17 protein-coding genes are annotated in these 23,318 nt (G+C 63.2%); 14 read left to right on the forward strand and 3 right to left on the reverse strand.

The window, feature by feature from the left end:
* Positions 1-7: 7 nt before the first annotated feature.
* Together PI87_RS14640 and PI87_RS14645 are read left to right on the forward strand one after the other, a co-directional pair.
* Positions 8-1,456, forward strand: coding sequence for an NAD-dependent succinate-semialdehyde dehydrogenase (locus PI87_RS14640; RefSeq protein ID WP_039598439.1), 1,449 nt, complete (start codon positions 8-10; stop codon positions 1,454-1,456).
* A 113-nt stretch (positions 1,457-1,569) separates the two neighbouring features.
* Positions 1,570-2,943, forward strand: coding sequence for an MFS transporter (locus PI87_RS14645; protein WP_039598440.1), 1,374 nt, complete (start codon positions 1,570-1,572; stop codon positions 2,941-2,943).
* Between the two features lie 43 nt (positions 2,944-2,986).
* Here the strand turns inward: PI87_RS14645 and PI87_RS14650 are convergent, their stop codons facing one another.
* Positions 2,987-3,862, reverse strand: coding sequence for a LysR family transcriptional regulator (locus tag PI87_RS14650; RefSeq protein ID WP_039598441.1), 876 nt, complete (start codon positions 3,860-3,862; stop codon positions 2,987-2,989).
* A gap of 377 nt (positions 3,863-4,239) precedes the next feature.
* Between PI87_RS14650 and aldA the strand changes: the two genes are divergently transcribed.
* The 11 genes from aldA (at position 4,240) to PI87_RS14705 (ending at position 18,687) form a co-directional block, all read left to right on the forward strand.
* On the forward strand, positions 4,240-5,664 hold the full coding sequence (gene aldA, locus PI87_RS14655) for an aldehyde dehydrogenase (RefSeq protein WP_039598442.1): 1,425 nt from the start codon (positions 4,240-4,242) through the stop codon (positions 5,662-5,664).
* Positions 5,665-5,868: 204 nt separating this feature from the next.
* Positions 5,869-7,089 carry an MFS transporter gene (locus tag PI87_RS14660; protein ID WP_332308701.1) on the forward strand — a complete coding sequence of 407 codons (1,221 nt, stop codon included), beginning with the start codon at positions 5,869-5,871 and terminating at the stop codon, positions 7,087-7,089.
* A 28-nt stretch (positions 7,090-7,117) separates the two neighbouring features.
* Positions 7,118-8,440 (forward strand): MFS transporter, encoded by a 1,323-nt coding sequence (locus tag PI87_RS14665; RefSeq protein WP_039598444.1) that lies wholly within the window; start codon positions 7,118-7,120, stop codon positions 8,438-8,440.
* Positions 8,437-9,654: a mandelate racemase/muconate lactonizing enzyme family protein gene (locus tag PI87_RS14670; RefSeq protein ID WP_039598445.1), complete on the forward strand. Its 1,218-nt coding sequence runs from the start codon at positions 8,437-8,439 to the stop codon at positions 9,652-9,654. Before PI87_RS14665 ends, PI87_RS14670 begins: the two co-directional genes overlap by 4 nt.
* An 18-nt stretch (positions 9,655-9,672) precedes the next feature.
* A complete protein-coding gene (locus tag PI87_RS14675) occupies positions 9,673-11,385 on the forward strand; it encodes a GMC family oxidoreductase (protein ID WP_084209969.1) in 1,713 nt (570 codons plus the stop codon).
* A gap of 118 nt (positions 11,386-11,503) precedes the next feature.
* On the forward strand, positions 11,504-12,646 hold the full coding sequence (locus PI87_RS14680) for a porin (protein ID WP_039598446.1): 1,143 nt from the start codon (positions 11,504-11,506) through the stop codon (positions 12,644-12,646).
* Between the two features lie 263 nt (positions 12,647-12,909).
* Complete coding sequence (locus PI87_RS14685; RefSeq protein WP_039598447.1) at positions 12,910-14,010, forward strand: branched-chain amino acid aminotransferase; 1,101 nt, start codon at positions 12,910-12,912, stop codon at positions 14,008-14,010.
* A 40-nt stretch (positions 14,011-14,050) separates the two neighbouring features.
* Complete coding sequence (locus PI87_RS14690) at positions 14,051-14,854, forward strand: alpha/beta fold hydrolase (RefSeq protein WP_039598448.1); 804 nt, start codon at positions 14,051-14,053, stop codon at positions 14,852-14,854.
* A 28-nt stretch (positions 14,855-14,882) separates the two neighbouring features.
* Entirely contained in the window at positions 14,883-15,776 is an 894-nt protein-coding gene (locus PI87_RS14695; protein ID WP_039598449.1) for a LysR family transcriptional regulator, read from the forward strand.
* A 173-nt stretch (positions 15,777-15,949) separates the two neighbouring features.
* Positions 15,950-17,242: a glycerate kinase type-2 family protein gene (locus PI87_RS14700; RefSeq protein WP_039598450.1), complete on the forward strand. Its 1,293-nt coding sequence runs from the start codon at positions 15,950-15,952 to the stop codon at positions 17,240-17,242.
* 281 nt (positions 17,243-17,523) lie between these two features.
* A complete protein-coding gene (locus PI87_RS14705; protein ID WP_039598451.1) occupies positions 17,524-18,687 on the forward strand; it encodes an alkane 1-monooxygenase in 1,164 nt (387 codons plus the stop codon).
* 83 nt (positions 18,688-18,770) lie between these two features.
* Here PI87_RS14705 and mdeB read toward each other — a convergent pair whose 3' ends face one another.
* Together mdeB and PI87_RS14715 are read right to left on the reverse strand one after the other, a co-directional pair.
* On the reverse strand, positions 18,771-21,470 hold the full coding sequence (mdeB, locus tag PI87_RS14710) for an alpha-ketoglutarate dehydrogenase (RefSeq protein ID WP_039598452.1): 2,700 nt from the start codon (positions 21,468-21,470) through the stop codon (positions 18,771-18,773).
* Between the two features lie 90 nt (positions 21,471-21,560).
* Complete coding sequence (locus PI87_RS14715; RefSeq protein WP_039598453.1) at positions 21,561-22,577, reverse strand: 1-aminocyclopropane-1-carboxylate deaminase; 1,017 nt, start codon at positions 22,575-22,577, stop codon at positions 21,561-21,563.
* A 145-nt stretch (positions 22,578-22,722) separates the two neighbouring features.
* Here PI87_RS14715 and PI87_RS14720 point away from each other — a divergent pair, with 145 nt between their 5' ends.
* Positions 22,723-23,244, forward strand: a complete 522-nt coding sequence (locus PI87_RS14720; RefSeq protein ID WP_039598454.1) for an Lrp/AsnC family transcriptional regulator — start codon at positions 22,723-22,725, stop codon at positions 23,242-23,244.
* Positions 23,245-23,318: the final 74 nt, after the last annotated feature.

The following is a 23,318-nucleotide window of genomic DNA, read 5'->3' on the forward strand; positions in this document are numbered from 1 at the left end:
ACACACGATGAGCGAATTTCTCAAGACAGGTCATTACATCAGCGGCGAATGGTATGTGCCGCAAGCGGGCGCAGCAACGTATCCCGTGCTGAACCCCGCCACCGGCGAGACGATCGTGCAGGTCGCCAAGGGTGGCGCTGCTGAAACCCAGCAGGCCATCGACGCGGCAGGGCGCGCTTTGCCGGCTTGGCGCGCACTCACCGCCAAAGAGCGCGGCGCACGCGTCAAGCGTTGGGGCGAGCTGATGCTCGAACACCGTGATGCGCTGGCCGAACTGATGTCGCGCGAGCAGGGCAAGCCGCTGGCCGAAGCCAAGGGCGAAGTGGCCTACGCGGCCAGTTTCCTTGAGTGGTTTGCCGAAGAAGCCAAGCGCATGTACGGCGACGTGATCCCGAGCCCGAAGCCGAACGCACAGATTGTGGTCACGCGTGAGCCGATTGGCGTGGTGGCGGCGATCACGCCGTGGAACTTTCCGCTGGCGATGATCACGCGCAAGGCCGGCCCCGCGCTGGCAGCCGGTTGCACGATGGTACTCAAACCGTCGGAAGAGACGCCGCTGTCGGCCTTTGCACTCGCCGTGCTGGCCGAGCGCGCGGGGGTGCCGGCCGGCGTGTTCAACATCGTGTCGGGCGATGCCGTGGCCATCGGCGGTGTGATGACCGAATCACCGGTCGTGCGCAAGCTGTCGTTCACGGGCTCGACGCGTGTGGGCAAGCTGCTGGCCAAGCAATCGGCTGACACGCTGAAGAAGCTGTCGCTCGAACTGGGCGGCAATGCGCCGTTCATCGTGTTTGACGATGCGGACCTCGACGCGGCCGTGGAAGGTGCGATGGCATCGAAGTTCCGCAATACAGGCCAGACCTGCGTGTGTGTGAACCGTTTCTTTGTGCAGGAGGGCGTGTATGACGCCTTCACGCAGAAGCTGGCGGAAGCGGTGCGCAAGCTGCGCGTCGGCAATGCACTCGCAGGTGAAACCGATCAGGGCCCGTTGATCAATGCGGTAGCGTTGGCCAAGGTGGAGTCGCACGTGGCCGATGCAACCGAGAAGGGCGCTTCCGTGGTCACTGGCGGCAAGCGCCACGCGTTGGGCGGCACGTTCTACGAGCCGACCGTGCTGACCGGCATGCAGGCCGACATGCTGATTGCCGAGGAAGAAACCTTCGGTCCCGTTGCTGCTTGCTTCCGCTTCAAGACCGAGGAAGACGCCATTGCTGCCGCCAACGACACGCCGTTTGGTCTGTCTGCGTACTTCTACACGCGCGATCTTGGCCGCGCATGGCGCGTGTCGGGTGCGCTGGAGTCGGGCATGGTTGGCGTCAATGACGGAATCATCTCCACCGAAGTCGCACCGTTCGGCGGCGTGAAGCAATCCGGCCTCGGCCGCGAAGGCTCGAAGTACGGCATCGACGAGTACGTCGAGCTGAAGTACACGTTGATGGCCGGTCTCGGCCGCTAAATCGCTTCCCAAGCGATAAGTGCCGTGCACCTTCTCTGGGTGCTCGGCGCTCCCTTTCCCTCGCCGTGGCGTCCCACGCCCGCGCGCCATCACTAAAAAATCAGAGGAGAGCCATGAGCCAATCGAATGCTCAGTATGTTGCTGACGGCGCAATGCCGCGGTCTCCAGCCGTTGAACGGCTGCAAGGTCGGGTCAATCTCGACGATGTTCCGCTGAACCGTTTCCATATCAAGATCGCCGGCTTGACCTTTGGTGCACACCTGACCGAAGGCTACGTGATCGGTACCGTCGGCTACGCGCTCAGCGCCATGGGCAATCAGATGCCGCTCGATCCGTTCTGGATGGGAATGCTTGGTGGTTCCGCGCTATTCGGCATCTTTATCGGCAGCCTGCTGTTTGGCCGCTTGTCCGACATCATGGGCCGTCAGAAGATCTTCCTGACGAGCTTCCTGATCATCACCGTCGCGTCCGCCGCGCAGTTCTTCGTGACTTCGCCAACAGAGCTGTTCCTGTTGCGTGTCCTCATTGGCATTGGGATGGGGGGAGACTTCTCGGTCGGCCATGCGATTCTTGCCGAGTTCTCGCCGCGCAAGCATCGTGGTGTGTTGCTGGGTTCGTTCAGCGTGATCTGGACCGTGGGCTACGTGATTGCCAACGTGCTCGGCATGGCCTATGCGCACGCCACGCCTGATGCCTGGCGCTGGCTGCTGGCCTCGGCCGCATTGCCTGCCGCAATCATCCTGGTCTTGCGCATGGGTACGCCGGAATCCCCGCGCTGGTTGGCCGGTAAGGGGCGCGTGAAGGAAGCGCGCGCGATTGTCGCCAAACTCTTCGGCCCGAATGTCGTGCTGGATGGTGCGGCTGAACCGCATGAGAACGTTGGTTTTGCGCGCCTGTTCCAACCGGATCTGATTCGCCGCACGGTCTTCAACTGCGTGTTCTTCATGTGCCTGGTGATCCCGTACTTTGCGATCTACACGTTCCTGCCGACGATTCTCTGGACGATCGGCTTGTCGCAAGGCTTTGGCACGGATCTGCTGCTCAACGCCTTCCTCGTGCTGGGCGCGCTGGTTGGTATCTGGCTCACGATCGTACTGTCGCGGCGTGGCTTCCTGATCGGCTCGTTTGCAGTGACTTGCGCGTCGCTGTTGGCACTGGCACTCCTGCCGTCCACGGCTTCAGTCGCCATGATCATCGCGTTTGCGATATTCACGCTCACGATGTCGGCGTTCAGCAACCTCGTTGGCGTGTTTCCTCCCGAATGTTTCCCAACGGAGGTACGAGCGAGTGGCGTGGGCCTCTCGGTAGCGTGCAGCCGGTTGGGCTCTGCGGTTGGCACGTTCCTGCTGCCGGTCAGTATTACGACGCTTGGCTTCCAGGCAACGATGTTTGCGCTGGCAGCCGTGCTGTTGATCGGAATGATCGTGTCGATTGCGTGGGCGCCGGAGACAAAGCATTTGACGCTCAACCAGGCGGCTGGTCACTGAAGCATCTACAACCGCAACAAGCGGGTGGTGGGGCGCCTGTCAGTCAGGTTCGCTCCGCCACTTGCTCCCGCAACCACGTGGCAAACACAAGCACGTGTTCAACTGCGGCGTTGGTTGGCGCAACGTCTAGCCAATAACCGAACGGGCCGACCACCTGCGCGGGCGACAACTGCACGAGCGTGCCGTCGCCGATCTCTTCCTCGATCATGTTCAAGTCGACGATGGCGAGTCCGGCACCCTTGCGGGCGGCGTGGATCGCTTGCTCAAGCGTCGAGAATTCGATGCCGTCCCCGACGCGCTTGTAAGGGAAGCCTGCCCGCGCGCACCAGTCGGCCCACATCGTCAGGCGCTTGCCCTCGTGCAGCACATGCAATGGCGGCAGCGTGCCGAGCAGTGTGTCGAGTGGCTCACCGGAAAACTTTGGTGCGCCCACCAGGGCGTGCCGTTCCATCATCAGCAGTTCCGAATGCATGTCGGGCAGCGCGGCGCGTCCGAAGCGGATATGGCAATCGCTGTCGTCTGACGCATCCGTGCGGATCGACAATTCAACATCCGGCTGTGCCTCCGAGAGCGTCCCCAACCGTGGCGAGAACCACTGGGTCGCGAGTGTGGGCGGCAGCGATACCGTGAGGCGGCGCTTCGCTTCCGGAGGCTCCGCGGCAACTTCGCCAACGCCGCGCTCGATAGCGTCGAACGCCTGCTCCACGAAGGGGAGTAACCGCTGACCCGCATCGGTCAGGCTGACGCCCTTGTGGTCACGCTCGAAGAGCTGCACGCCAAGCGAATCTTCCAGCAGCCTGATTTGCCGACTGACGGCGCTTTGCGTCACGAACAGCGAGCTTGCTGCGCGGCTGAAGCTCAGATGCCGCGCGGTTTCCTCAAAGAATCGCAACGCGATCAGCGATGGTAGGCGTCGCATGGTGTCGGTGTCCTCTGGTTCATCGATGCCGGTTCTGCGGGTCAGCGGAGAGTCAAACTATGTCACAACGTCCGGGCATCTTTTGGACGTCGATGTCGCGAGACGTTATGCGCTTCGTTGCCTGGCAGCATTCGGATACGTCCGAAAATTGCGCGGCTCCGTGATCCGCAATCTGCATTGCGAAATCTCGCACAGCCATATGCGGTGTGCGCTTGTGGCGGATCGATCAGCTCAGCATGAGTTTTACGCATACCCGCTGTAACAATAAGTCGTTTGTCGTGCACTGAACGCCTGAACAGAATGCGCTCCTGTCCAGTGATGCGTGATCGCTAGTCGAAGTCGAAGCGATTCGCTCATCCACCCGAAGGAGCGTCTTCATGCGTACCGAGTGCAACTACGTGAACGGCCGTTTTGCCGCTGCAGCAAGCGATGCATTCATCGTTGTTCACAATCCCGCCACTGAGGCGCCGTTCGCACGTGTGTCCGCCGCGACAGCGGACGAAGCCGTTGCCGCCGTCGAGGCCGCCGCCGCTGCACAGAATGCCTGGCGCAAGCTGCCCAGCACCGAGCGCGCTGCCTACCTGCACAAGCTTGCCGACGCGCTGACGGCACGCGCCCCCGAGATTGGCGCGGCGCTTGTGCAGGAGTCCGGCAAGAGCGTTGAAGATGCTTCGAATGAAGCCATCTATGCCAGTCAGATCACGCGCTATCACGCCGAGTGGGCGCGCCGGATCGAGGGCGAGATCATCCCCAGCGATACGCCTGACGAGACGCTTCTTTTGCAACGCGAGCCGATTGGTGTTGTGGCCTGCCTGATCCCATTCAACTATCCCGTCTATACGCTGCTGCGCAAGATCGCGCCTGCACTGATCACGGGCAACACGGTGGTGGTGCGCCCCAGCAACAACACGCCTGTCTCGGCATTCGAGATTGCCAAGGCGGTGGATGAAGCGGGGTTCCCGCCGGGTGTCGTCAACATCCTGGCGATGGATCACGCCACGGCCGAGGTGCTGTGCACGCGCCCGGCGGTAGGCATGATCACGCTCACGGGCAGCGTGAATGCGGGCCGCAAGGTGCTCGACTACTGCAAGGTGAACATTGCCAGGCCATCGCTCGAGCTTGGCGGCAAGACGCCTGCCATCGTTGAGCCGGACACCGACCTGGAGGCCGTGGCCGCGGCGCTTGTCGCGGCCAAGATCGCGCACTGCGGTCAGCGTTGCACCGCCATCGAGCGCGTCTACGTGCATGAGAGCGTGCACGACCGCCTAGTCGCGCTGCTCAAACAGAAGATGGCCGCCGTGCGCATCGGCGACCGTGCCGTCGACCCGTCGTGCATGGGGCCGCAGGTGAGCGCATCGGCGCGCGCCAACATTCACGCGATGGTCGAACGTGCGATTGCCGACGGTGCAACGCTGGAGACCGGCGGCAAGATGCCCGAGGGCCCCGGCTTCTTCTACCCGGCCACGCTGCTGACCAACTGCCGTCAGGACATGGAGATCGTGCAGGAAGAAACCTTCGGCCCGATTCTGGCCGTGCTGCGCTACTCGACCATCGACGAGGCCATCGCCTTGGCCAACGACCACCAATTCGGGCTGGCCTCCGTGCTCTACACCGAGAACTACCGCGTGGCGATGCAGGTCGGGAACGCGATCGAAGCCGGCGAGCTGTACGTCAACCGCACGCCGGCCGACCCCTACCAGGGCTACCACGCCGGCTGGAAGCGCTCCGGCCTCGGCGGCGACGACGGCAAGCACGGGATGCTGGAGTTCACGCAAACACGCTTGGTGGTCATGAAGTATTGATCGGCGCGGTTGCGCCCAACCCGTGCGCTTGCTACCGAGCGCACGGCACATCTGTTTCCCCATAAGAACAATCGGAATCGCGCAACGCGCTTTCCAAGGAGACTTCCAATGACGACTTCATCGTCAACAGCGCAGACAGCGTCGCTTTCTGCCGGTAGTGCGCAGCAGTCCGCGCGCGTGCAGCGTTACATCCAGTTGGCGCTGGTGTTGCTGGCCGCAGGCACGATCTACCCGATGCTGTATCTGCGCAAGGTGTATGAAGTCACGATCTTGGAGTTCTTCCAGCTCAATGATCTGCAGCTCGGCACGCTGTATTCCATCTTGGGCACGGTGTTTGTGATTTGTTATATGCCAAGCGGTTGGTTGGCAGACCGCGTCCGCCCGCGCATTTTGATCAGCTTTTCATTGGTGATGACGGGTGCGCTGGGTTATCTGTATTCCACCGCACCCTCCTATGAAACGCTGTGCGTCATTTATGCCTGCTGGGGCGTCACCACGGGCTTGACCTTCTGGTCGGCCATTATCAAGCGCGTCAACTCAATCTCCTTGCCTGAGGAGCGGGGCCGTTTCTTCGGCATTCTGGATGGCGGCCGTGGCTTGGTGGAAGCCGCACTGGCGGTGATTGCGCTGACGGTGTTTTCGTACTTTGCCAGCCAGAATGCAGAAGCGACCGGCTTTCGCATGATCCTGCTGATGTATGCCACGCTGTGCGTGACGTTGGGCACGATCTTGTTTTGCTTGAAAGATCCGCAAGGCGCAGAGAAAGGCAGCGCGCCGGTTGAAAAGAAAAAGAGCAACCTGTGGGCGGATCTCAAAACCCTGGCAGGCATTCCGGAACTTTGGATTCTGGCGGCCGTGGTGTTTTGTGGCTATCAGATGTTCTGGGTGTCGTACAAGTTCTCTGCGTTCGTGCGACTGCCTGAATTTGGCACGTCGGCAACCATTGCCGCCACCATTACCGTCGCCATGATGTGGATGCGCCCCATTGGGGGTGTCGGTGGTGGATTCTTGGCCGACAAGTTCTCGCGTGAATTGGTGTTGGCGGGTGTTCTGGTCTGTGGTGCGCTTGGCCTGGCTGGCTTGAGCATGGTGCCGGCCGGTGCATCGGTCCCGGTATTGCTGGGCTTTGTGTTGCTTCTCGGCATGTTGGGCTATGCGGTGCGCGGCTTGTACTGGGCGCTGGTGGGTAAATGCGGCATTCCCGACCATTGCGTTGGCTTGGCCATCGGCATGGTTTCGATGGTGGGCTATTCGCCCGATATTTTCCTGCCGAAGATCAGTGCTTACCTCACCACGAAGTACGCCGGTGTGCTCGGTTACCGGTATTTCTTCGGCTACATCATCGTGATGGCATTGCTCGGTGCGTTGGGTGCATTGGTGCTCAAGTATCGCTTTGGTCGTCTTGCCAAAAACGCGAAGGCGTAAAGCCTTGACTGAAGCGGCGGACAACACAATGCCAACTCGATCGGCTCACGTCACATCCGTGCCGTTGCCTGCAGAGGTGCAAGCGTCGCGCAACGCGCGCACGCAGCGCTATGTGCAACTGATATTGCTGGTAGTCGCTGCGGGCGCGATTTACCCGATGCTGTATCTACGACAGGTCTATCAATCGACGATGCTGGAGTTCTTCCGCATCGATGATGTGCAACTGGGCTACCTGTATTCGTCGCTTGGCACGATCTTCCTGCTGAGCTATCTACCCAGCGGCTGGTTGGCTGACCGTCTGCCCCCGCGCTGGCTGATCTGCTTCTCACTGTTGGCGACGGGGGCACTTGGCCTGCTGTACGCCACGGGGCCGGCGTTCCCGGTGTTGGTGATGATCTTTGGCGCGTGGGGCCTGAGCACGGGACTCACGTTCTGGGCTGCGGTCATCAAGCGCGTGAATCTGATTGCCGGGCCGGGCGAGCAGGGCCGCTTCTTCGGTTTGCTCGATGGCGGGCGCGGGCTGATTGAGGCATCGCTGGCCACCATTGCGATTGCGCTGTTTGCCTACGTCACGCAAACGCGTGGCGAATCGGATGTCGAGGGCTTCAAACACGTTGTCCACCTGTATGCATTCTTCTGCATTGCATTGGGTGTGCTGCTCGCGCTGGTGAAGGACGGCCGGCCCGCCGCGCAGCGTGACGTCAAGGCCATCCAGGCCAAGCGCGGCAACGTGTTGAGCGATTTGAAGACACTTGCTGCCATTCCCGAGTTGTGGCTGGTCGTCGCGATCGTGTTCTGCGGCTATCAGGTGTTCTGGGCGACCTATAGCTTCTCGGCCTATCTGCACGAAGGCGGTTTTGGGTTGAGTGCTACCGCAGCCGGTGTGATCACCACGCTCAAGCTGTGGATGCGCCCGATCGGCGGCATCGGTGGTGGTTTGCTGGGCGACCGCACGTCCAAGGTGTCCGTGCTGCTCTGGGCGTTGGTGCTGGCGGCGGTATCGCTGGTGGGAATGATCTTTGCACCCACCGATAGTCCGGCCGCCATTCTCGTGGTGCTCGTGCTGTTCATCGGCATCCTGACGTATGCGGTGCGCGGGCTGTACTGGTCGTTGCTCGACGACTGCAAGGTACCCCAGCACTGCGCGGGGCTGGCCATTGGCCTGATCTCGGTGCTGGGCTACGCCCCCGACGTCTTCCTCCCTCTGATCAACGGCTATGTCACGCAGACCTTCGCGGGGGCGCGTGGTTATCAACTCTATTTCGGCTACATCGCTGCCATTGCGCTGCTGGGTGCGGGCGCGGCCGCCGCGCTCAAACAACGCTTGAACCGCAACAAGGAAACATCATGAAAATCGTCTCGCTTGAAACGCATGTTGTCGCTGTTCCGCCGCCGCATGTGGGCGGCATGTACTGGCTGTTCGTCAAGCTCAAGACGGACGACGGCATCGAGGGCGTGGGTGAGATCTACTCCGCCACGTTCCACCCGAAGGCGATGGTGCCGGCCATTGAAGACACGTTCGAGCGCTACCTGCTGAACCACGATCCGCACCACGTCGAGCGCCTGTTCCGCCAGTGCTATTCGAGTGGCTTCACACAGCGCCCTGACCTGACCATGATGGGCATCGTCAGCGGCCTGGAGATGGCCTGCTGGGACATCATCGGCAAGGCCGCAGGCAAGCCCGTGTATGAGCTCTTGGGTGGCATGGTGAATGAGCGTCTGCGGTCATATACCTACCTCTATCCGAAGAACGCCCAGGGTGAGTACGACTACGACGATCCGGATCTCGCCGCTGAATGCGCGCTGGAGAACGTCAAGCTCGGCTTTACCGCCGTGAAGTTCGATCCGGCGGGTCCGTACACCGCGTATTCCGGTCATCAGATTTCGATGGAAGTGCTCGACCGCTGCGAGCTTTTCTGCCGTCGTGTGCGCGAAGCGGTTGGCAGCAAGGCTGACCTGCTGTTCGGCACGCATGGGCAAATGGTGCCGTCGTCGGCCATCCGCCTTGCCAAGCGCTTGGAGAAGTACGACCCGCTGTGGTTTGAAGAGCCGGTGCCGCCGGGCCAGGAAGAGGCCATGGCGACGATCGCGCAGCACACGTCGATTCCCATCGCGACGGGGGAGCGTCTGACCACCAAGTACGAATTCCACAAGCTGCTGCAAGCGGGCGGCGCGTCGATCCTGCAGTTGAACGTGGCGCGTGTCGGCGGCCTGCTCGAAGCCAAGAAGATCGCCACGCTGGCCGAAGTGCATTACGCGCAGATCGCGCCGCACCTCTACAACGGCCCCGTGGGTGCAGCTGCGAGCATCCAGCTTGCCGCCTGCACGCCGAATTTCCTGATCCAGGAAAGCATCATGACGTGGGACGGTTTCCACGCCGAGGTCGTGAAGACGCCGATCCGCTGGGAAGACGGCTACATCATCCCATCGAGCGAGCCGGGCCTGGGCATCGAGTTGAACATGGACGTGGTGCGCGCGCATTCGCCGTACACCGGCCAGCGCCTGCACCTGCAGATGGGCGAGAAGCCCGTCGACGTGAAGGACCTGGCGCCCGCCAAGGGCTGATTGCGCAAAGAGGGCTGCATGACTTACGACTACATCATCGTCGGTGCAGGCTCGGCCGGTTGCATTCTGGCGAACCGGCTGAGCGAGTCCGGCAAGTATTCGGTGTTGTTGATCGAGGCAGGTGAGCGCGACGCCTCGTTCTGGTTCAAGGTGCCGGTGGGCTTTACCAAGACTTACTACAATCGCAGGTACAACTGGATGTACTACAGCGAGCCGGAAGCGGAGCTGGAAGGACGTACGCTGTATTGTCCGCGCGGCAAGGTGGTGGGCGGCTCCGGCTCGATCAACGCGATGGTGTACGTGCGTGGTCAGCGCAGCGACTTTGATGATTGGGCCGCAGCGGGCAATCCGGGCTGGTCGTTCGACGATGTGCTGCCGTACTTCCGAAAGCTGGAGACGCACGCGGCTGCCGGAGTCGATCCGGAGCATCACGGCGCAGCCGGGCCGATTCACATCACATCGATGCAAGCGGATGTGCACCCGATCGTCCACGAGTTCCTGAAAGGTTGCGAGCAACTGAAGCTGCCGCGCACGACCGACTTCAACGGCGCGCAGTTCGAGGGCGCAGGCATTTACGACCTGAACACCAGGAACGGTGAGCGCTGCTCGAGCAGCTTCGCGTATCTGCGACCGGCAGAGAGCCGCCCGAGCCTGACCGTGCGCTCCGGCACTCTTGTGCGCCGCGTGCAGTTTGAAGGCAAGCGGGCGGCTGGCGTGGTCGTGGCCGGCCCCAATGGCGACGAGACGATCAATGCGTCGCGCGAAGTGATTCTCGCTGCGGGCGCTGTCGATACCCCCAAGCTGCTGCAGCTGTCTGGCGTGGGTGACCCGACGCTGCTCCGGCGTCATCAGGTACCGGTTGTGCAAGCGCTGCCGGCGGTTGGACGCAACCTGCAGGACCACCTGTGCGTGAGCTTCTACTTCAAGGCGAATCGCCCCACGTTGAACGACGAGATGGGCACGCTGCTCGGCAAGATGAAGATCGGCCTGCGCTACTTGTCGACCAAGCGCGGCCCGCTTGCGATGAGCGTGAATCAGGCGGGTGGCTTCTTCCGGGGTGGGCCTGACGAGCAGGAACCGAATATTCAACTCTACTTCAACCCGCTGTCATATCGGATTCCGAAGAGTGAGCACGCGAGCATCGAACCCGAGCCGTACTCGGGATTTCTGATCGCGTTCAATCCGTGCCGGCCGACCAGTCGGGGCTCGATCGAGATCGCATCGAACCGTGCGGAAGATGCGGCAAAGATCCATATCAACGCGCTGACTACGCAGAAGGATTTGGACGAAGCCGTGCAGGGCAGCAAGCTGATCCGCGCGCTGATGAAGGCGCCTGCGCTGAAGACGATGACGATCGAAGAGATTTCACCGGGGCCGCAGGTGCAGTCCGATGAAGACATGCTCCAGTACTTCCGCGAGCAATCGGGTTCGATCTACCACCTGTGCGGCTCATGCGCGATGGGCCCGGATGCGGCCACCTCGGTCGTCGACGCTGCGCTGCGGGTGCATGGCCTTGAGGGCCTGCGGGTGGTTGACGCATCGATCTTCCCGAACATCACGTCCGGCAACATTAATGCGCCGACGATGATGGTCGCCGAGAAGGGCGCCGGCCTGATTCTGCGCGACGCGCAGCGCAGCGAGGTGACGACGCGCGATGCAAGCCACTTGCCGAGGCAGACCGACAAGGCGCTTGAGCCTGTGACGTCGTCAGCAACCGATTCGAACGATTGAGGTATCCGCGGCCGCAACCGGTGCCGCGGTGGCGTTCTTTTGCTCTTTTCTTTCCAGTGCACACGGATGTGCGGATTCGAATCAATACAAAAAAACACTAACCAGGGAGTATTAGGGAATGAGGAAACATGCATTGGCACTGGCGGTCTCCGCCACGTGCGTTGGCTCGGCTGCAGCCCAGAGCAGCGTTACGCTGTACGGCATCATCGATACGGGTCTGAACTACACCAGCAACGTGGGTGGCCATGCGGTGACGGAAATGGCGAGTGGCCATGTGAACGGCAGCCGCTGGGGTCTCAAGGGGAACGAAGATCTGGGCGGAGGCAACAAGGCCGTTTTTCAGCTTGAGAACGGTTTTGCCGGAGATACGGGCCGCTTTGGTCAAGGCGGCCGTATGTTCGGTCGACAGGCCTATGTGGGCCTGAGCAGCAACGACCTGGGCACGCTGACGCTGGGTCGCCAGTATGACGCCGTGGTCACCTACTTCGCGCCCACGACGGCAAACGGCAACTGGGCCGGATACCAGTTTGCGCATCCGCTCGACAACGACAACACCGACAACTCATTCCGCCTGGACAACGCGATCAAATACGCGAGCCCGAACTTTGGCGGCCTGGAGTTCGGCGGCACGTACGCATCGAGCGACAGCACGTCGTTTTCCAACAACCGTGCTTACAGCATGGGCGCGAAATATACCTACGGTGAATGGCGCTTCGGCATCGGCTATCTGCAAGCGGACAACGCGGGCACGACGGAGGGCGGCGGCATCGCCACAAGCGATGCCAGCTACATCAGCGAGCGGATGCGCATCTTTGGCGCGGGCATCAACTACACGACCGGCCCGGCCACCGTTGGCGTGGCGTACTCCAACACCTACAACAAAAATCCGTCGGGCAATGGTTACCTGGGGGCGTCGTTCATGCCGGCTGGGGCCGTCAGCGCGATCAAGTATCACAACATCGAGGTCAACGGAAAGTACCAGCTCACGCCGGCATTTTTCCTCGGCGGTCAGTATGTTCTCTCGCTGTTGAAGTACGACGCCTCGACGGGGCGGGCCGCGCCGCGCATCCATACCGTCGGGTTGATGGCGGACTACGCTTTCTCGAAGCGCACGGACATCTACCTGCAGACGTCGTACCAGCATGTGGTCGGCGGCAAGACGGGCTCGGTCCTGGATCAGGCGTTCGTGCTCGGTTCGCAGGCGCCCTCGTCGACGGCCAGCCAGGTGGCGGTGCGATTGGCCCTGCGTCACAAGTTCTGATCTAACCGGGTTTGGGCGGAGTTTCGACAATTCGTTGAAAATACAAGGGTTTGCCGCCAGGCGTCGGCCTGCGGCGCCCCTCGGTTGGTAGCGATATGGTCTGTACTGGCGGCCGCCTGCCGCTTGTTGCGCCGATTGGCGTGGCAGGCGGCGGGCGGCCGTTTGCGTCATGTGCCGTTGAATACGCAACCAAATTGCACCGCCGATGGCGCAAAATAGCGGTCTTGGCGCTCTGCGCGCCCCCAGCACTCCATGGAGACGGTATGAACAACGTTGTCGAATCGACCCTTTCGATCGAAAGGAACCCGAACCCCGTTGCGGCGGATGAGCGCGCGCGCCGTCTGGAGAACCCGGCGTTCGGCCGCGTGTTCACCGACCACATGGCCACTATCCGCTACACCGAGGGACGGGGCTGGCACGACGCCAAGATCGGCGCCCACGGCCCGATCTCGTGCGATCCGTCCACGCTGGTGCTGCACTACGCGCAGGAAATTTTCGAGGGCATGAAGGCATATCGGCTGCCGGACGGCGGCGGCGCGCTGTTCCGCCCGGACGCCAACGCACGCCGTTTCCAGAACTCTGCCAAGCGCCTGGCGATGCCTGCGCTGCCTGAAGACCTGTTCCTGGAGGCCGTGCGGGAGCTGGTCAAGCTGGACCGCGACTGGATCCCGTCAGGGCAGGGCGCGGCGCTCTACCTGCGGCCCTTCATGATTGCCACCGAGGTAGTGCTCGGCGTGAAGCCGTCGGCTGAATACCTGTTCTGCGTGATCGCCTGCCCGGTGGGCGCGTACTTCAAGGGTGATGCGTCGAAGGGCGTCACGATCTGGGTATCCGACAACTACACGCGCGCAGCGCCGGGCGGCACCGGCGACGCCAAGTGCGGCGGCAACTATGCCGCCAGCCTGGTCGCCCAGGCTGAAGCCACGCGCGAGGGCTGCGACCAGGTGGTCTTCCTCGATGCAGTGGAGCGCCGCTGGATTGAAGAGCTTGGCGGTATGAACGTGTTCTTCGTCTTTGAAGACGGCTCGCTGCAGACGCCGCCGCTGACCGGCACGATCCTGCCGGGCATCACGCGCGATTCGCTGATCACGTTGGCACGCGGCATGGGCCTGACCGTGCGCGAAGAGCCGTACTCCATCGACCAATGGCAGGCCGACGCCCAGAGCGGCCGCCTGCGTGAAGCCTTTGCCTGCGGCACCGCCGCCGTGGTCACGCCCATTGGCAAGGTGAAGGGTCACAAGCACAACTTCACCATCGGTGATGGCGGTGTGGGTGAGTTGACCGGCAAGCTGAAGGCGGCCTTGGTCGACCTGCAGAACGGCCGCGCGCCGGACCCGCACAACTGGCTCGACCGCCTGTTCTGAACCCGAAGTTCGTTCAATCGTCGGATGCAGGCGCGCGGATATGACTGAGTCGCTTTCCCTGGAGGCGGTCGAGACCTGGGTGACCACCGTCAACGGCCGTCTCTATGCCAAGCAGTGGGGCGGTACGGCGGATGACGCCGCGCTGCCGCCCATCGTGCTGCTGCACGATTCGCTCGGCTGCGTTGCGTTGTGGCGTGATTTTCCGCAGCGGCTCGCGCAGGCGACTGGACGCACGGTGATCGCCTACGACCGGCTCGGCTTCGGCCGATCCGACCCGCATCAGGGCAAGATCAGCGCGGACTTCATTCGGCAGGAGGCGCATACCGGCTTCTCCGCACTTATCGACCAGCTTGGTGTGGAGCGTTTCATCGTCTTCGGCCACAGCGTGGGCGGCGGTATGGCGGTGTCGATTGCTGCTGCGTATCCGGACCGTTGCGTTGGGCTGATCACCGAGTCTGCGCAAGCCTTTGTGGAGGAGCGGACGCGCGAAGGCATCCGCACGGCCCAGGCCCAATTTGCCGAGCCCGGTCAGATGTCGCGCCTGGAGCGGTACCACGGTGACAAGGCACATTGGGTCCTGGACGCCTGGGTCAGCACCTGGTTGTCGCCCGAGTTTGCCGGCTGGTGTCTGGATGAGGAACTGCTGGGCGTCCGCTGCCCGGTTCTCGCCATGCATGGTGTGGAAGACGAGTACGGATCGACCGCGCAGCCCGAGCGCATCGTGACCTTGGCCGGTGCGCCGGCTCGGCTGGCGCTGTTGCCGCGCTGTGGGCACGTGCCACATCGGGAGCAGGAGTCGGTGGTGCTTGATGCGGTGAAGACGTTTGTTGCTGCGTCCAACTGATCCGCGATCGGCTGTCTAGCGCAGACCCATGGAACTCTATCAACTCAAAGCCGTACTCGCCGTCGCGCGCACGGGGCAGCTCGCGCGTGCCGCCGAGCAACTGCACCTGACGCAATCCGCCATCTCCAAGCAGATCAAGGGGCTGGAGGATGAGCTGGGTGTGCTGCTGTTCGACCGCACGCCCACCGGCATGACCGTCACCGCGGCTGGCCGGCGCCTGCTGCCGATTGCAGGGCGCGTCGTAGACGCTACGCAGGAGATGACCGCACTGGCATCGTCGCTGCGCGGCAATGTGTCCGGCGTGCTGCGGCTCGGAACGATCATCGATCCCGAGTCGATCCGCCTGGGCCCGCTGCTGGCGGCGCTGCTGCAGTTTTATCCGCATATCGACGTGACGCTGGCTCACGGCATTTCTGGCAGCGTGCTGCAGATGCTGCGTGACGGTCAGGTGGATGCCGGTTTCTACCTGGGCACCTTGCACGATCCGGAGATCACGGTGCACCCGCTGGCTGTGGAGCACTACGTGGTGGTGGCGCCCGCCGCCTGGGAGGCGAAGCTGCGCGGGGCCAGCCTGCAGGACCTTGCCGCCATGCCGTGGCTGGCCACGCCCGCTGGCAGTTCGCAGCACGGCATGGTGGCGCAGATGTTTGCGGAGCGTGGCCTGTCGTACAACACCGTGGTCGAGGCCGATCAGGAAGCGTCGATGATCGAGCTGGTGCAGTCCGGCGTGGCCCTGGGCATCATGCGCGAGCGGCTGGCCGCCGGCATGGTGCAGAGCGGTCAGGCTGTCATCTGGGACGGCGCTCGGCTGCCGTGCCCGCTGTGCTTGCTGCACCGCCGCGCCAGCGCAGACAACCCCATGGTCCAGGCCCTGCTGGCCACCTTGCCGATGATCTGGCAGCCTGAGGCGGACGTCGTCTGAACCGGCTCCCATCCTAGGGTTTGCCCGGGCAAGAATCCCGGTCGTTGGCTGCAAAGCCTTGCCCCATCAGGGGTTTCCTGGGCGTTCAGGCCGTCTTGAAGATTCTCCAATAGGCGGGCTGCACGCCGCTCCGTAGACTGCCTCCAATCTGTTCATACCGTTCGAGGCTTCTCATGCAACCCACGTCCACCGCCAAGCAACCCGCGCTGCTGCGCGCCATGTTCGATGCCGCCGTGGCCAGCGCCCAGTCCTCGCTCTGCCTGGCGCAGCATCTGCCGCCGGCGCCCAAGGGGCGGACCATCGTCATTGGTGCCGGCAAGGCATCGGCCGCCATGGCGCAGGCACTTGAAGCGCACTGGCCGGGGCCGCTAGAAGGGCTGGTCATCACGCGCTACGGCTATGCCGTGCCGTGCGAGCGCATCGAGATCGTCGAAGCCGCACACCCGGTGCCCGACGCGGCCGGCCTGGAAGCCACCGCACGCGTGCGCCAACTGGTGTCCGGCCTGACCGAAGACGACCTCGTCATCGCGCTGATTTCCGGCGGTGGTTCGGCGCTGCTCGTGGCACCGGGCGAGGGCATCAGCCTGGCCGACAAGCAGGCCGTGAATTCGGCGCTGCTCAAGAGCGGCGCCAACATTGCCGAGATGAATTGCGTGCGGCGCCACCTGTCGCAGGTCAAGGGCGGGCGGCTGGCGGCGGCGTGCCACCCGGCGCGCGTCGTGACGCTGCTGATTTCCGACGTGCCGGGCGACAACCCGGTCGATATCGCGTCCGGCCCCACGGTGGCGGACCCGACCACGCGTGCAGACGCCCTGGCGATTCTCGAGCGCTACCGGATTGCCGTGCCCGACAACGTACGTGCATTCCTTGCCAAGGACGAAGCCGAAAGCATCAAGCCGGGCGACGCACGCCTGCAGAACATCACCACGCGCATCATCACCGCACCGCAGATCGCCCTGGAAGCGGCCGCCAAGGTGGCGGAGGCGGCAGGCTATACACCGTACATCCTGGGCGACAGCCTGGAAGGCGAGGCGCGCGATCTGGGTCTGGCCATGGCCGGCATCGCACGCCAGGTGGTACAGCGCGGCCAGCCGTTCAAGACGCCGTGCGTGCTGCTCTCGGGCGGCGAGACGACTGTCACCGTCACGGGCACCGGCCGCGGCGGGCGCAACGTGGAGTTCCTGCTCTCGCTGGCGGTGGCGCTGGACGGGCTGCCGGGCGTGCACGCCATTGCTGGTGACACCGACGGCGTGGACGGTGCCGAAGAAATTGCCGGCGCCATCATTGCGCCGGACACGCTTGCCCGTGCATGGGCAGCCGGCATTCAACCGCGCAAGAGCCTCGACAACAACGACGGCCACGGCTTCTTCCTGGCATTGGGCGATTCGGTCATCACCGGCCCGACGCTGACCAACGTCAACGACTTCCGCGCCATCATCATCGACACGCAGACTGACGCAGCGTAAGCCGAAACGTGCTGCCTGACGCGCTTGTCGGGCAGCATGTGCGTTTGCACTGCACCAAAATCGAACGATCGTTTGTAAAACGCCGGTTTCAATCACCAGCGTTTTCCCCGCCCGTGCGCGCCATGCCACGGGCGTTCTTGTTTGGAAGTGCCAGCCTAAACTGAGACATTGGCAACCTCCTCCTGCCGCCCCTATAAAACAGGCGTTGGGCATGACCCGACGGCGCACCCCTGTGCGTACACAAGCCAACCGAATCAAGCGGGGCAAATAGGAGGAAGACAATGGCCACACCCGGCACCGTCGCGTCCATTGAGTGGACCGACAGCAAGCGGTATCTCTGGATGCTCGGCGCGTTGACGATCACGCTGCCGATGATTGCCGCCGCCCTGGCGCTGTCCACTGGGTGGCATCCGCTATGGTGGGCCGGGCCGTTCATCGTGTTCACGATCATTCCGCTGCTGGACTACCTGATCGGCGACGACCGGGACAACCCGCCCGAAGCGGTCGTCCCCGAACTGGAAAAGCAGCGCTATTACCGCCGCATCGTCTATCTGGCGACCACGGTGCTCTATGTGAGCTTTGCTGCGGCCATGTGGGTGCTGCATACCTATCAGCTCACGTGGTACGACTACATTGCATTTGCATTCTCGCTGGGCGTGGTGACGGGCATCTCGATCAACACCGCGCACGAGCTTGGCCACAAGACCAACGGCTTCGAGCGCTGGCTTGCGAAGATCACGCTGGCGCCCGTGGCGTACGGGCACTTCTTCGTCGAGCACAACCGCGGCCATCATGTGCGCGTGGCCACGCCGGCTGACCCGGCAAGCGCGCGCTTTGGTGAGTCGTTCTGGGAGTTCCTGCCGCGCACGGTGGTGGGCAGCGTCAAGTCGGCCTGGGCACTGGAGAAACAGCGCCTGGAGCGCAACGGGCATTCGGTGTGGTCGTGGCGCAATGACGTGCTCAACGCCTGGGCGATGACGGTGGTGCTGTGGGCCGTGTGCATCGCGTTTGTCGGCATCAAGGCCGTGCCTTTTCTGCTGATCCAAGCCGTCTACGGTGCTTCGTTGCTGGAGGTGGTGAACTATCTGGAGCACTACGGCCTGTGCCGCAAGCAACTGCCCAGTGGCCGCTACGAGCGCTGTACGCCGCAGCATTCGTGGAACAGCAATCACGTGGTGACGAACCTGTTCCTGTATCAACTGCAGCGCCATGCCGATCACCACGCCAATCCGACGCGCTCGTTCCAGGCGCTGCGCCACTTCGAGCACTCACCGCAACTGCCCGCCGGCTATGCGGCGATGGTGATGCTCGCCTATGTGCCGCCGCTGTGGTTTCGCGTGATGAACCCGCGTGTGATCGCGCATTACCAGGGCGACATGTCGCAGGCGAACATCAAGCCATCGATTCGCGAACAGGTGGTGGCGCAATATCCGGCGCGCGCCTGACGGGGCAAGCACGCGGATACGTTATCGCCGGCCGACCATGTGCTGCACGCCGTGCGGGCCGTAGCGCTCGGCGTGCGCGGCTGTCACCGTTGCCAAGGCGCGTCGTTCATGGGCAGGTGTTTGCCATAGCGCGCAACCGCTTCGCGTACCACGGTGCGATCCAGCTCACCGTCGTCAGCGAGTGCCTGCAGTGCGGCGATGACGATGGATGCGCGGTCCACTTCAAAGAACTCGCGCAACGCCCGGCGCGAGTCGCTGCGGCCAAAGCCGTCGGTGCCGAGCGTGACATAGCGGTGCGGCACATGCGCCCGAATCAGTTCCGGCACCGCGCGCACATAGTCGGTGGCCGCGATGACGGGGCCGTGCGATTCACGCAACACCGTTTCCACATACGACGGTGCGGCGTCACCCTCCAGGCGCGCAGTGCGTTCTGCCGCGATGGCTTCACGGTGCAGTTCCGAGAAGCTCGTCACGCTCCAGGTGGCGGCGTCGATGTTCCAGTCGTCCTTGAGCATCTGGGCGGCGGCCATCACCTCACCGAGAATGGCGCCCGAGCCCAGCAATTGCACGCGCGCGGTCGATAGGCTGTGCGGTGTCAGCGGATACATGCCCTTGAGGATGCCTTCTCGCAGGTCGCTATCGGGTAGCGACGGCTGCGCATAGTTCTCGTTCGTGACCGTCAGGTAGTAGAACGTGTCCTGCTGGCGCTCCAGCATCTCGCGCATGCCTTCGTCGAGGATGACGGCAATTTCGTAGGCAAACGCCGGGTCGTACGCACGGCAGTTGGGGATTGTCGATGCGGCAAGGTGGCTGGTGCCGTCCTGATGCTGCAGCCCTTCGCCGCCGAGCGTCGTCTTGCCTGACGTCGCGCCGATGAGGAACCCGCGCGCACGCTGGTCCGCCGCCGCCCAGATGAGATCCCCAATGCGCTGGAAACCGAACATCGAGTAGTAGATGTAGAACGGCAGCATTGGTAGATCGTGCGTGCTGTACGCGGTGGCTGCGGCAATCCACGACGAGATGGCGCCGGCCTCCGAAATGCCTTCCTCCAGAATCTGCCCGCCGGTTTCTTCGCGGTAGTACAGCATCGAACCCAGATCTTCCGGCTCGTACTGCTGGCCCAGCGGCGAATAGATGCCGACCTGGCGGAACATGCTGGCCATGCCGAAGGTGCGGGCCTCGTCGGCCACTACCGGCACGACACGCGGGCCGAGGGTCTCGTCTTTCAGCAGGTTGCCGAACATGCGCACGATCGCCATCGTGGTCGACATCTCGCGGCCTTCCGCTTGCAACGCGAATTGCCCCCAGGATGACAACGCAGGCGCGGTCAGTCCCTGTGTTGCCGCCTTCCGCCTTCTGGGCAGATAGCCTCCGAGGGCAGCCCGGCGCGCATGCAGGTATTGCATCTCCGGGCTGTTTGGCGCTGGCTTGTAAAACTTCACTTGCTCGACGTCGGCATCCGACAGCGGCAGGCGGAAGCGATCGCGAAACGCCTTGAGCTGATCGACGTCGAGCTTCTTCTGCTGGTGCGTGGTCATCCGGCCTTGCCCAACGCTGCCCATGCCGAAGCCCTTCATGGTCTTGGCGAGGATCACGGTGGGTTGCCCCGTGTGTTGCAGCGCCTTCGCATACGCGGCATGGAGCTTGCGCACGTCGTGGCCGCCGCGGCGCAGGCGGTCGATGTCTTCGTTGCTGAAATGCGAGACGAGCGCGGCAAGCTCTGGGTTCTGGCCGAAGAAGCGCTCGCGGTTGTAGGCCCCGTCGTTGGCGGAGAAGGTCTGGAACTGGCCGTCGACGGTCTGCGCAAACGCGCGCAGCAGGGCGCCCGAGCGGTCGCGGGCGAAGAGGGCATCCCAGTCCGAGCCCCACAGCACTTTGATGACGTTCCAGCCGGCGCCGGTGAACTGGGCTTCGAGTTCGTCGATGATGCGGCCGTTGCCGCGCACGGGCCCGTCGAGTCGCTGCAGATTGCAGTTGATGACGAACACGATGTTGTCGAGCCGCTCGCGTGCCGCCAATGACAGCGCGCCGATCGACTCGGGCTCATCCATTTCACCGTCGCCGAAGAAGCCCCATACCTTGCGCTCCGACGTCTGCAGCAGGCCACGGTTCTGCAGATAGCGCATGAAGCGCGCCTGGTAGATCGCGTTGATAGGCCCGATGCCCATCGACCCGGTGGGGAACTGCCAGAAGTCCGGCATCAGCCACGGATGCGGATACGAGCACAGTCCCGGCCCGGTGATCTCGCGCCGATAGTGTTCGAGATGTGTCTCGTCGAGAAATCCTTCCAGGTATGCACGCGCGTAGACGCCGGGGGACGAATGCGGCTGGAAGTAGACGAGGTCGCCGCCGTGCTTGGCATCGTCGGCATGGAAGAAGTGGTTGAAGCCCACTTCAAACAGATCGGCGGCCGACGCATAGCTTGCAATGTGGCCGCCCAGCTCGCCGTAGGCCTGGTTGGCGCGCACCACCATGGCGAGCGCATTCCAGCGCAGCGCGGCGGCCAGCCGCTCCTCGGTGTCGATGTCGCCCGGATACGGCGGCTGTGCTTCAACGGGGATCGTGTTGGCGTAGGGCGTGACGCGGGCGAGCGCGGTGCCGACGCCGAGCTTAGACGCACGCTCTGCCAGACGGTCGAACAGGAACTGCGCGCGCGAGGTGCCGGCATGCTGGACGACCGCATCCAGCGCGTCGAGCCATTCGGCCGTTTCCCCAGGGTCGCTGTCTTCGGTGCGCTGCGCGAGGGAGCGCATCGACGCGGCCCCCGTCGATAAATCCGTCATGGCTGGTCCTGCCTGAGAGGAGGAGTGGAAGGCGAGCCGTCTTGGTTGATGACGGCCCGCGTTCAGATGCGCCGATGCGGCGCTGCGTCTTCAACCGTTGCGGAAGATAAAGCTGTACGCGTTGAGGGCCGGCACGCCGCCCAGGTGGGCGTAGAGCACGCGCGAGCCTTCAGGGAATTCGCCATTGCGCACCATATCGATCATGCCGTGCATGGACTTCCCTTCGTACACGGGGTCGGTCAGCATGGCTTCCTGGCGCGCGCACAGGCGGATGGCTTCCAGCGTGCCCTCGTTGGGCAGGCCGTATTCCGGGCCGCCGTAGCGTGTGTCGAGCACCACGTCTTGCTCGGTGATGCGGCGGCCGAGGTCGACCAGCTCGGCGGTGTTCTGCGCAATGCGCAGGATCTGCGCGCGCGTCTGCTCAGGTTTGGCGGAGGCATCGATGCCGATCACCTTGTCGGCCCGGCCATCGGCTGCGAAGCCGACGATCATGCCGGCCTGCGTGCTGCCGGTGACCGAGCACACCACGATGTAGTCGAACTTGAAGCCCAGTTCCGCTTCCTGCTGGCGCACTTCTTCAGCAAAGCCCACAAAGCCCAGGCCGCCGAGCGGGTGTTCCGAGCAACCGGCCGGAATCGGGAACGGCTTGCCGCCGCGCTTGCGCACATCCTCCATGGCCTGTTCCCAGCTCGGTCGGATGCCAATGTCAAAGCCCGCGGCGTCGAGGCGCACATCGGCGCCCATGATGCGCGACATCTCGATGTTGCCGACGCGGTCGTACACGGCATCGGAGTAGTTCACCCAGTTCTCCTGCACCAGCACGCACTTGAGCCCGAGGTGCGCTGCCACGGCTGCCACCTGGCGCGTCTGGTTCGACTGAATGCCGCCAATGGAAACCAGCGTGTCGTATCCGCCTTCCAGCGCTTCCGGAATCAGGTATTCCAGCTTGCGCGTCTTGTTGCCGCCGAAGGCCAGGCCGCTGTTGCAGTCCTCGCGCTTGGCATACAGCTCCACTTTGCCACCCAGGTGCGCGCTCAGCCGTTTCAGCGGCTGGATGGGCGTCGGCCCGAACGTCAGGGGATAGCGGGGGAATTTCTGCAGGTTCATGAGGTGGCTCCTTCAGTGCCGCAAGTGGCGGGATGTCGGGAATCAATGGTACGCAGAACACGACGAAATGAGCTTGCAAAGATCAGCTAGTATCCAGAACGTATCCGGGTGGGAATTCAATTTCGAATGTCTTTGTTTCTTTGAAATGAGAAAAAGCGAAACAAAATTGCAGAGCGCATCCAGCGATGCAGCGGCTTCCGTGCGCCACGCCTTGGACCGCACCGATCGGGCGATTCTCCGAGCACTCCAGCGCGACGCGTCCATCTCCAACGTTGCGTTAGCCGCAAAGGTGAACCTGAGCCCGCCCGCCTGTTTGCGCCGTGTGGAGCGGCTCAAGGAGCTGGGCCTGATCAAGGGGATCGTCGCGCTGCTCGATCCGCGTGCACTGGATCTGGGCTCGCTGGTGATGATCGGCGTCGTGCTGGATCGCTCCACGCCGGAATCCTTCACGGCATTCGAGAAAGCGGTGCAGAAGGTGCCCGGCTGTCTGGAGTGCCACGTTGTGACCGGCGAGTTCGACTACTTCATGCTCGTCCGCACGAAAGACAACGAGGGCTACAACCGGCTCCACGCCGAACAGTTGCTGTACCTGCCGGGTGTGCGTCAGATCCGGACGTTCATGGTGCTCAAGCAGGTGCTGTCGACCACGGAATTGCCGGTGGCTTAAGCGGGCAATGCGTGGCATGCAGGCGGGTGGGCACAGGGCGGCAATCGGGCGCAGAATGTCGGGGCGATTCCCGC

It is taken from the genome of Ralstonia sp. A12 (genome assembly GCF_000801955.1).
In the GTDB taxonomy this organism is placed as follows: Bacteria; Pseudomonadota; Gammaproteobacteria; order Burkholderiales; family Burkholderiaceae; genus Ralstonia.

What these genes read in the sequence shown, in the direction of transcription:
- PI87_RS14700 (WP_039598450.1), top strand. Translation starts at nt 15,950, where the DNA reads ATGCAACCCACGTCCACCGCCAAGCAACCCGCGCTGCTGCGCGCCATG.
- PI87_RS14690 (WP_039598448.1), top strand. Translation starts at nt 14,051, where the DNA reads ATGACTGAGTCGCTTTCCCTGGAGGCGGTCGAGACCTGGGTGACCACC.
- PI87_RS14645 (WP_039598440.1), top strand. Translation starts at nt 1,570, where the DNA reads ATGAGCCAATCGAATGCTCAGTATGTTGCTGACGGCGCAATGCCGCGG.
- PI87_RS14675 (WP_084209969.1), top strand. Translation starts at nt 9,673, where the DNA reads ATGACTTACGACTACATCATCGTCGGTGCAGGCTCGGCCGGTTGCATT.
- mdeB (WP_039598452.1), bottom strand. Translation starts at nt 21,470, where the DNA reads ATGACGGATTTATCGACGGGGGCCGCGTCGATGCGCTCCCTCGCGCAG.
- PI87_RS14715 (WP_039598453.1), bottom strand. Translation starts at nt 22,577, where the DNA reads ATGAACCTGCAGAAATTCCCCCGCTATCCCCTGACGTTCGGGCCGACG.
- PI87_RS14705 (WP_039598451.1), top strand. Translation starts at nt 17,524, where the DNA reads ATGGCCACACCCGGCACCGTCGCGTCCATTGAGTGGACCGACAGCAAG.
- PI87_RS14685 (WP_039598447.1), top strand. Translation starts at nt 12,910, where the DNA reads ATGAACAACGTTGTCGAATCGACCCTTTCGATCGAAAGGAACCCGAAC.
- PI87_RS14650 (WP_039598441.1), bottom strand. Translation starts at nt 3,862, where the DNA reads ATGCGACGCCTACCATCGCTGATCGCGTTGCGATTCTTTGAGGAAACC.
- PI87_RS14680 (WP_039598446.1), top strand. Translation starts at nt 11,504, where the DNA reads ATGAGGAAACATGCATTGGCACTGGCGGTCTCCGCCACGTGCGTTGGC.
- PI87_RS14665 (WP_039598444.1), top strand. Translation starts at nt 7,118, where the DNA reads ATGCCAACTCGATCGGCTCACGTCACATCCGTGCCGTTGCCTGCAGAG.
- aldA (WP_039598442.1), top strand. Translation starts at nt 4,240, where the DNA reads ATGCGTACCGAGTGCAACTACGTGAACGGCCGTTTTGCCGCTGCAGCA.
- PI87_RS14695 (WP_039598449.1), top strand. Translation starts at nt 14,883, where the DNA reads ATGGAACTCTATCAACTCAAAGCCGTACTCGCCGTCGCGCGCACGGGG.
- PI87_RS14670 (WP_039598445.1), top strand. Translation starts at nt 8,437, where the DNA reads ATGAAAATCGTCTCGCTTGAAACGCATGTTGTCGCTGTTCCGCCGCCG.
- PI87_RS14640 (WP_039598439.1), top strand. Translation starts at nt 8, where the DNA reads ATGAGCGAATTTCTCAAGACAGGTCATTACATCAGCGGCGAATGGTAT.
- PI87_RS14720 (WP_039598454.1), top strand. Translation starts at nt 22,723, where the DNA reads ATGAGAAAAAGCGAAACAAAATTGCAGAGCGCATCCAGCGATGCAGCG.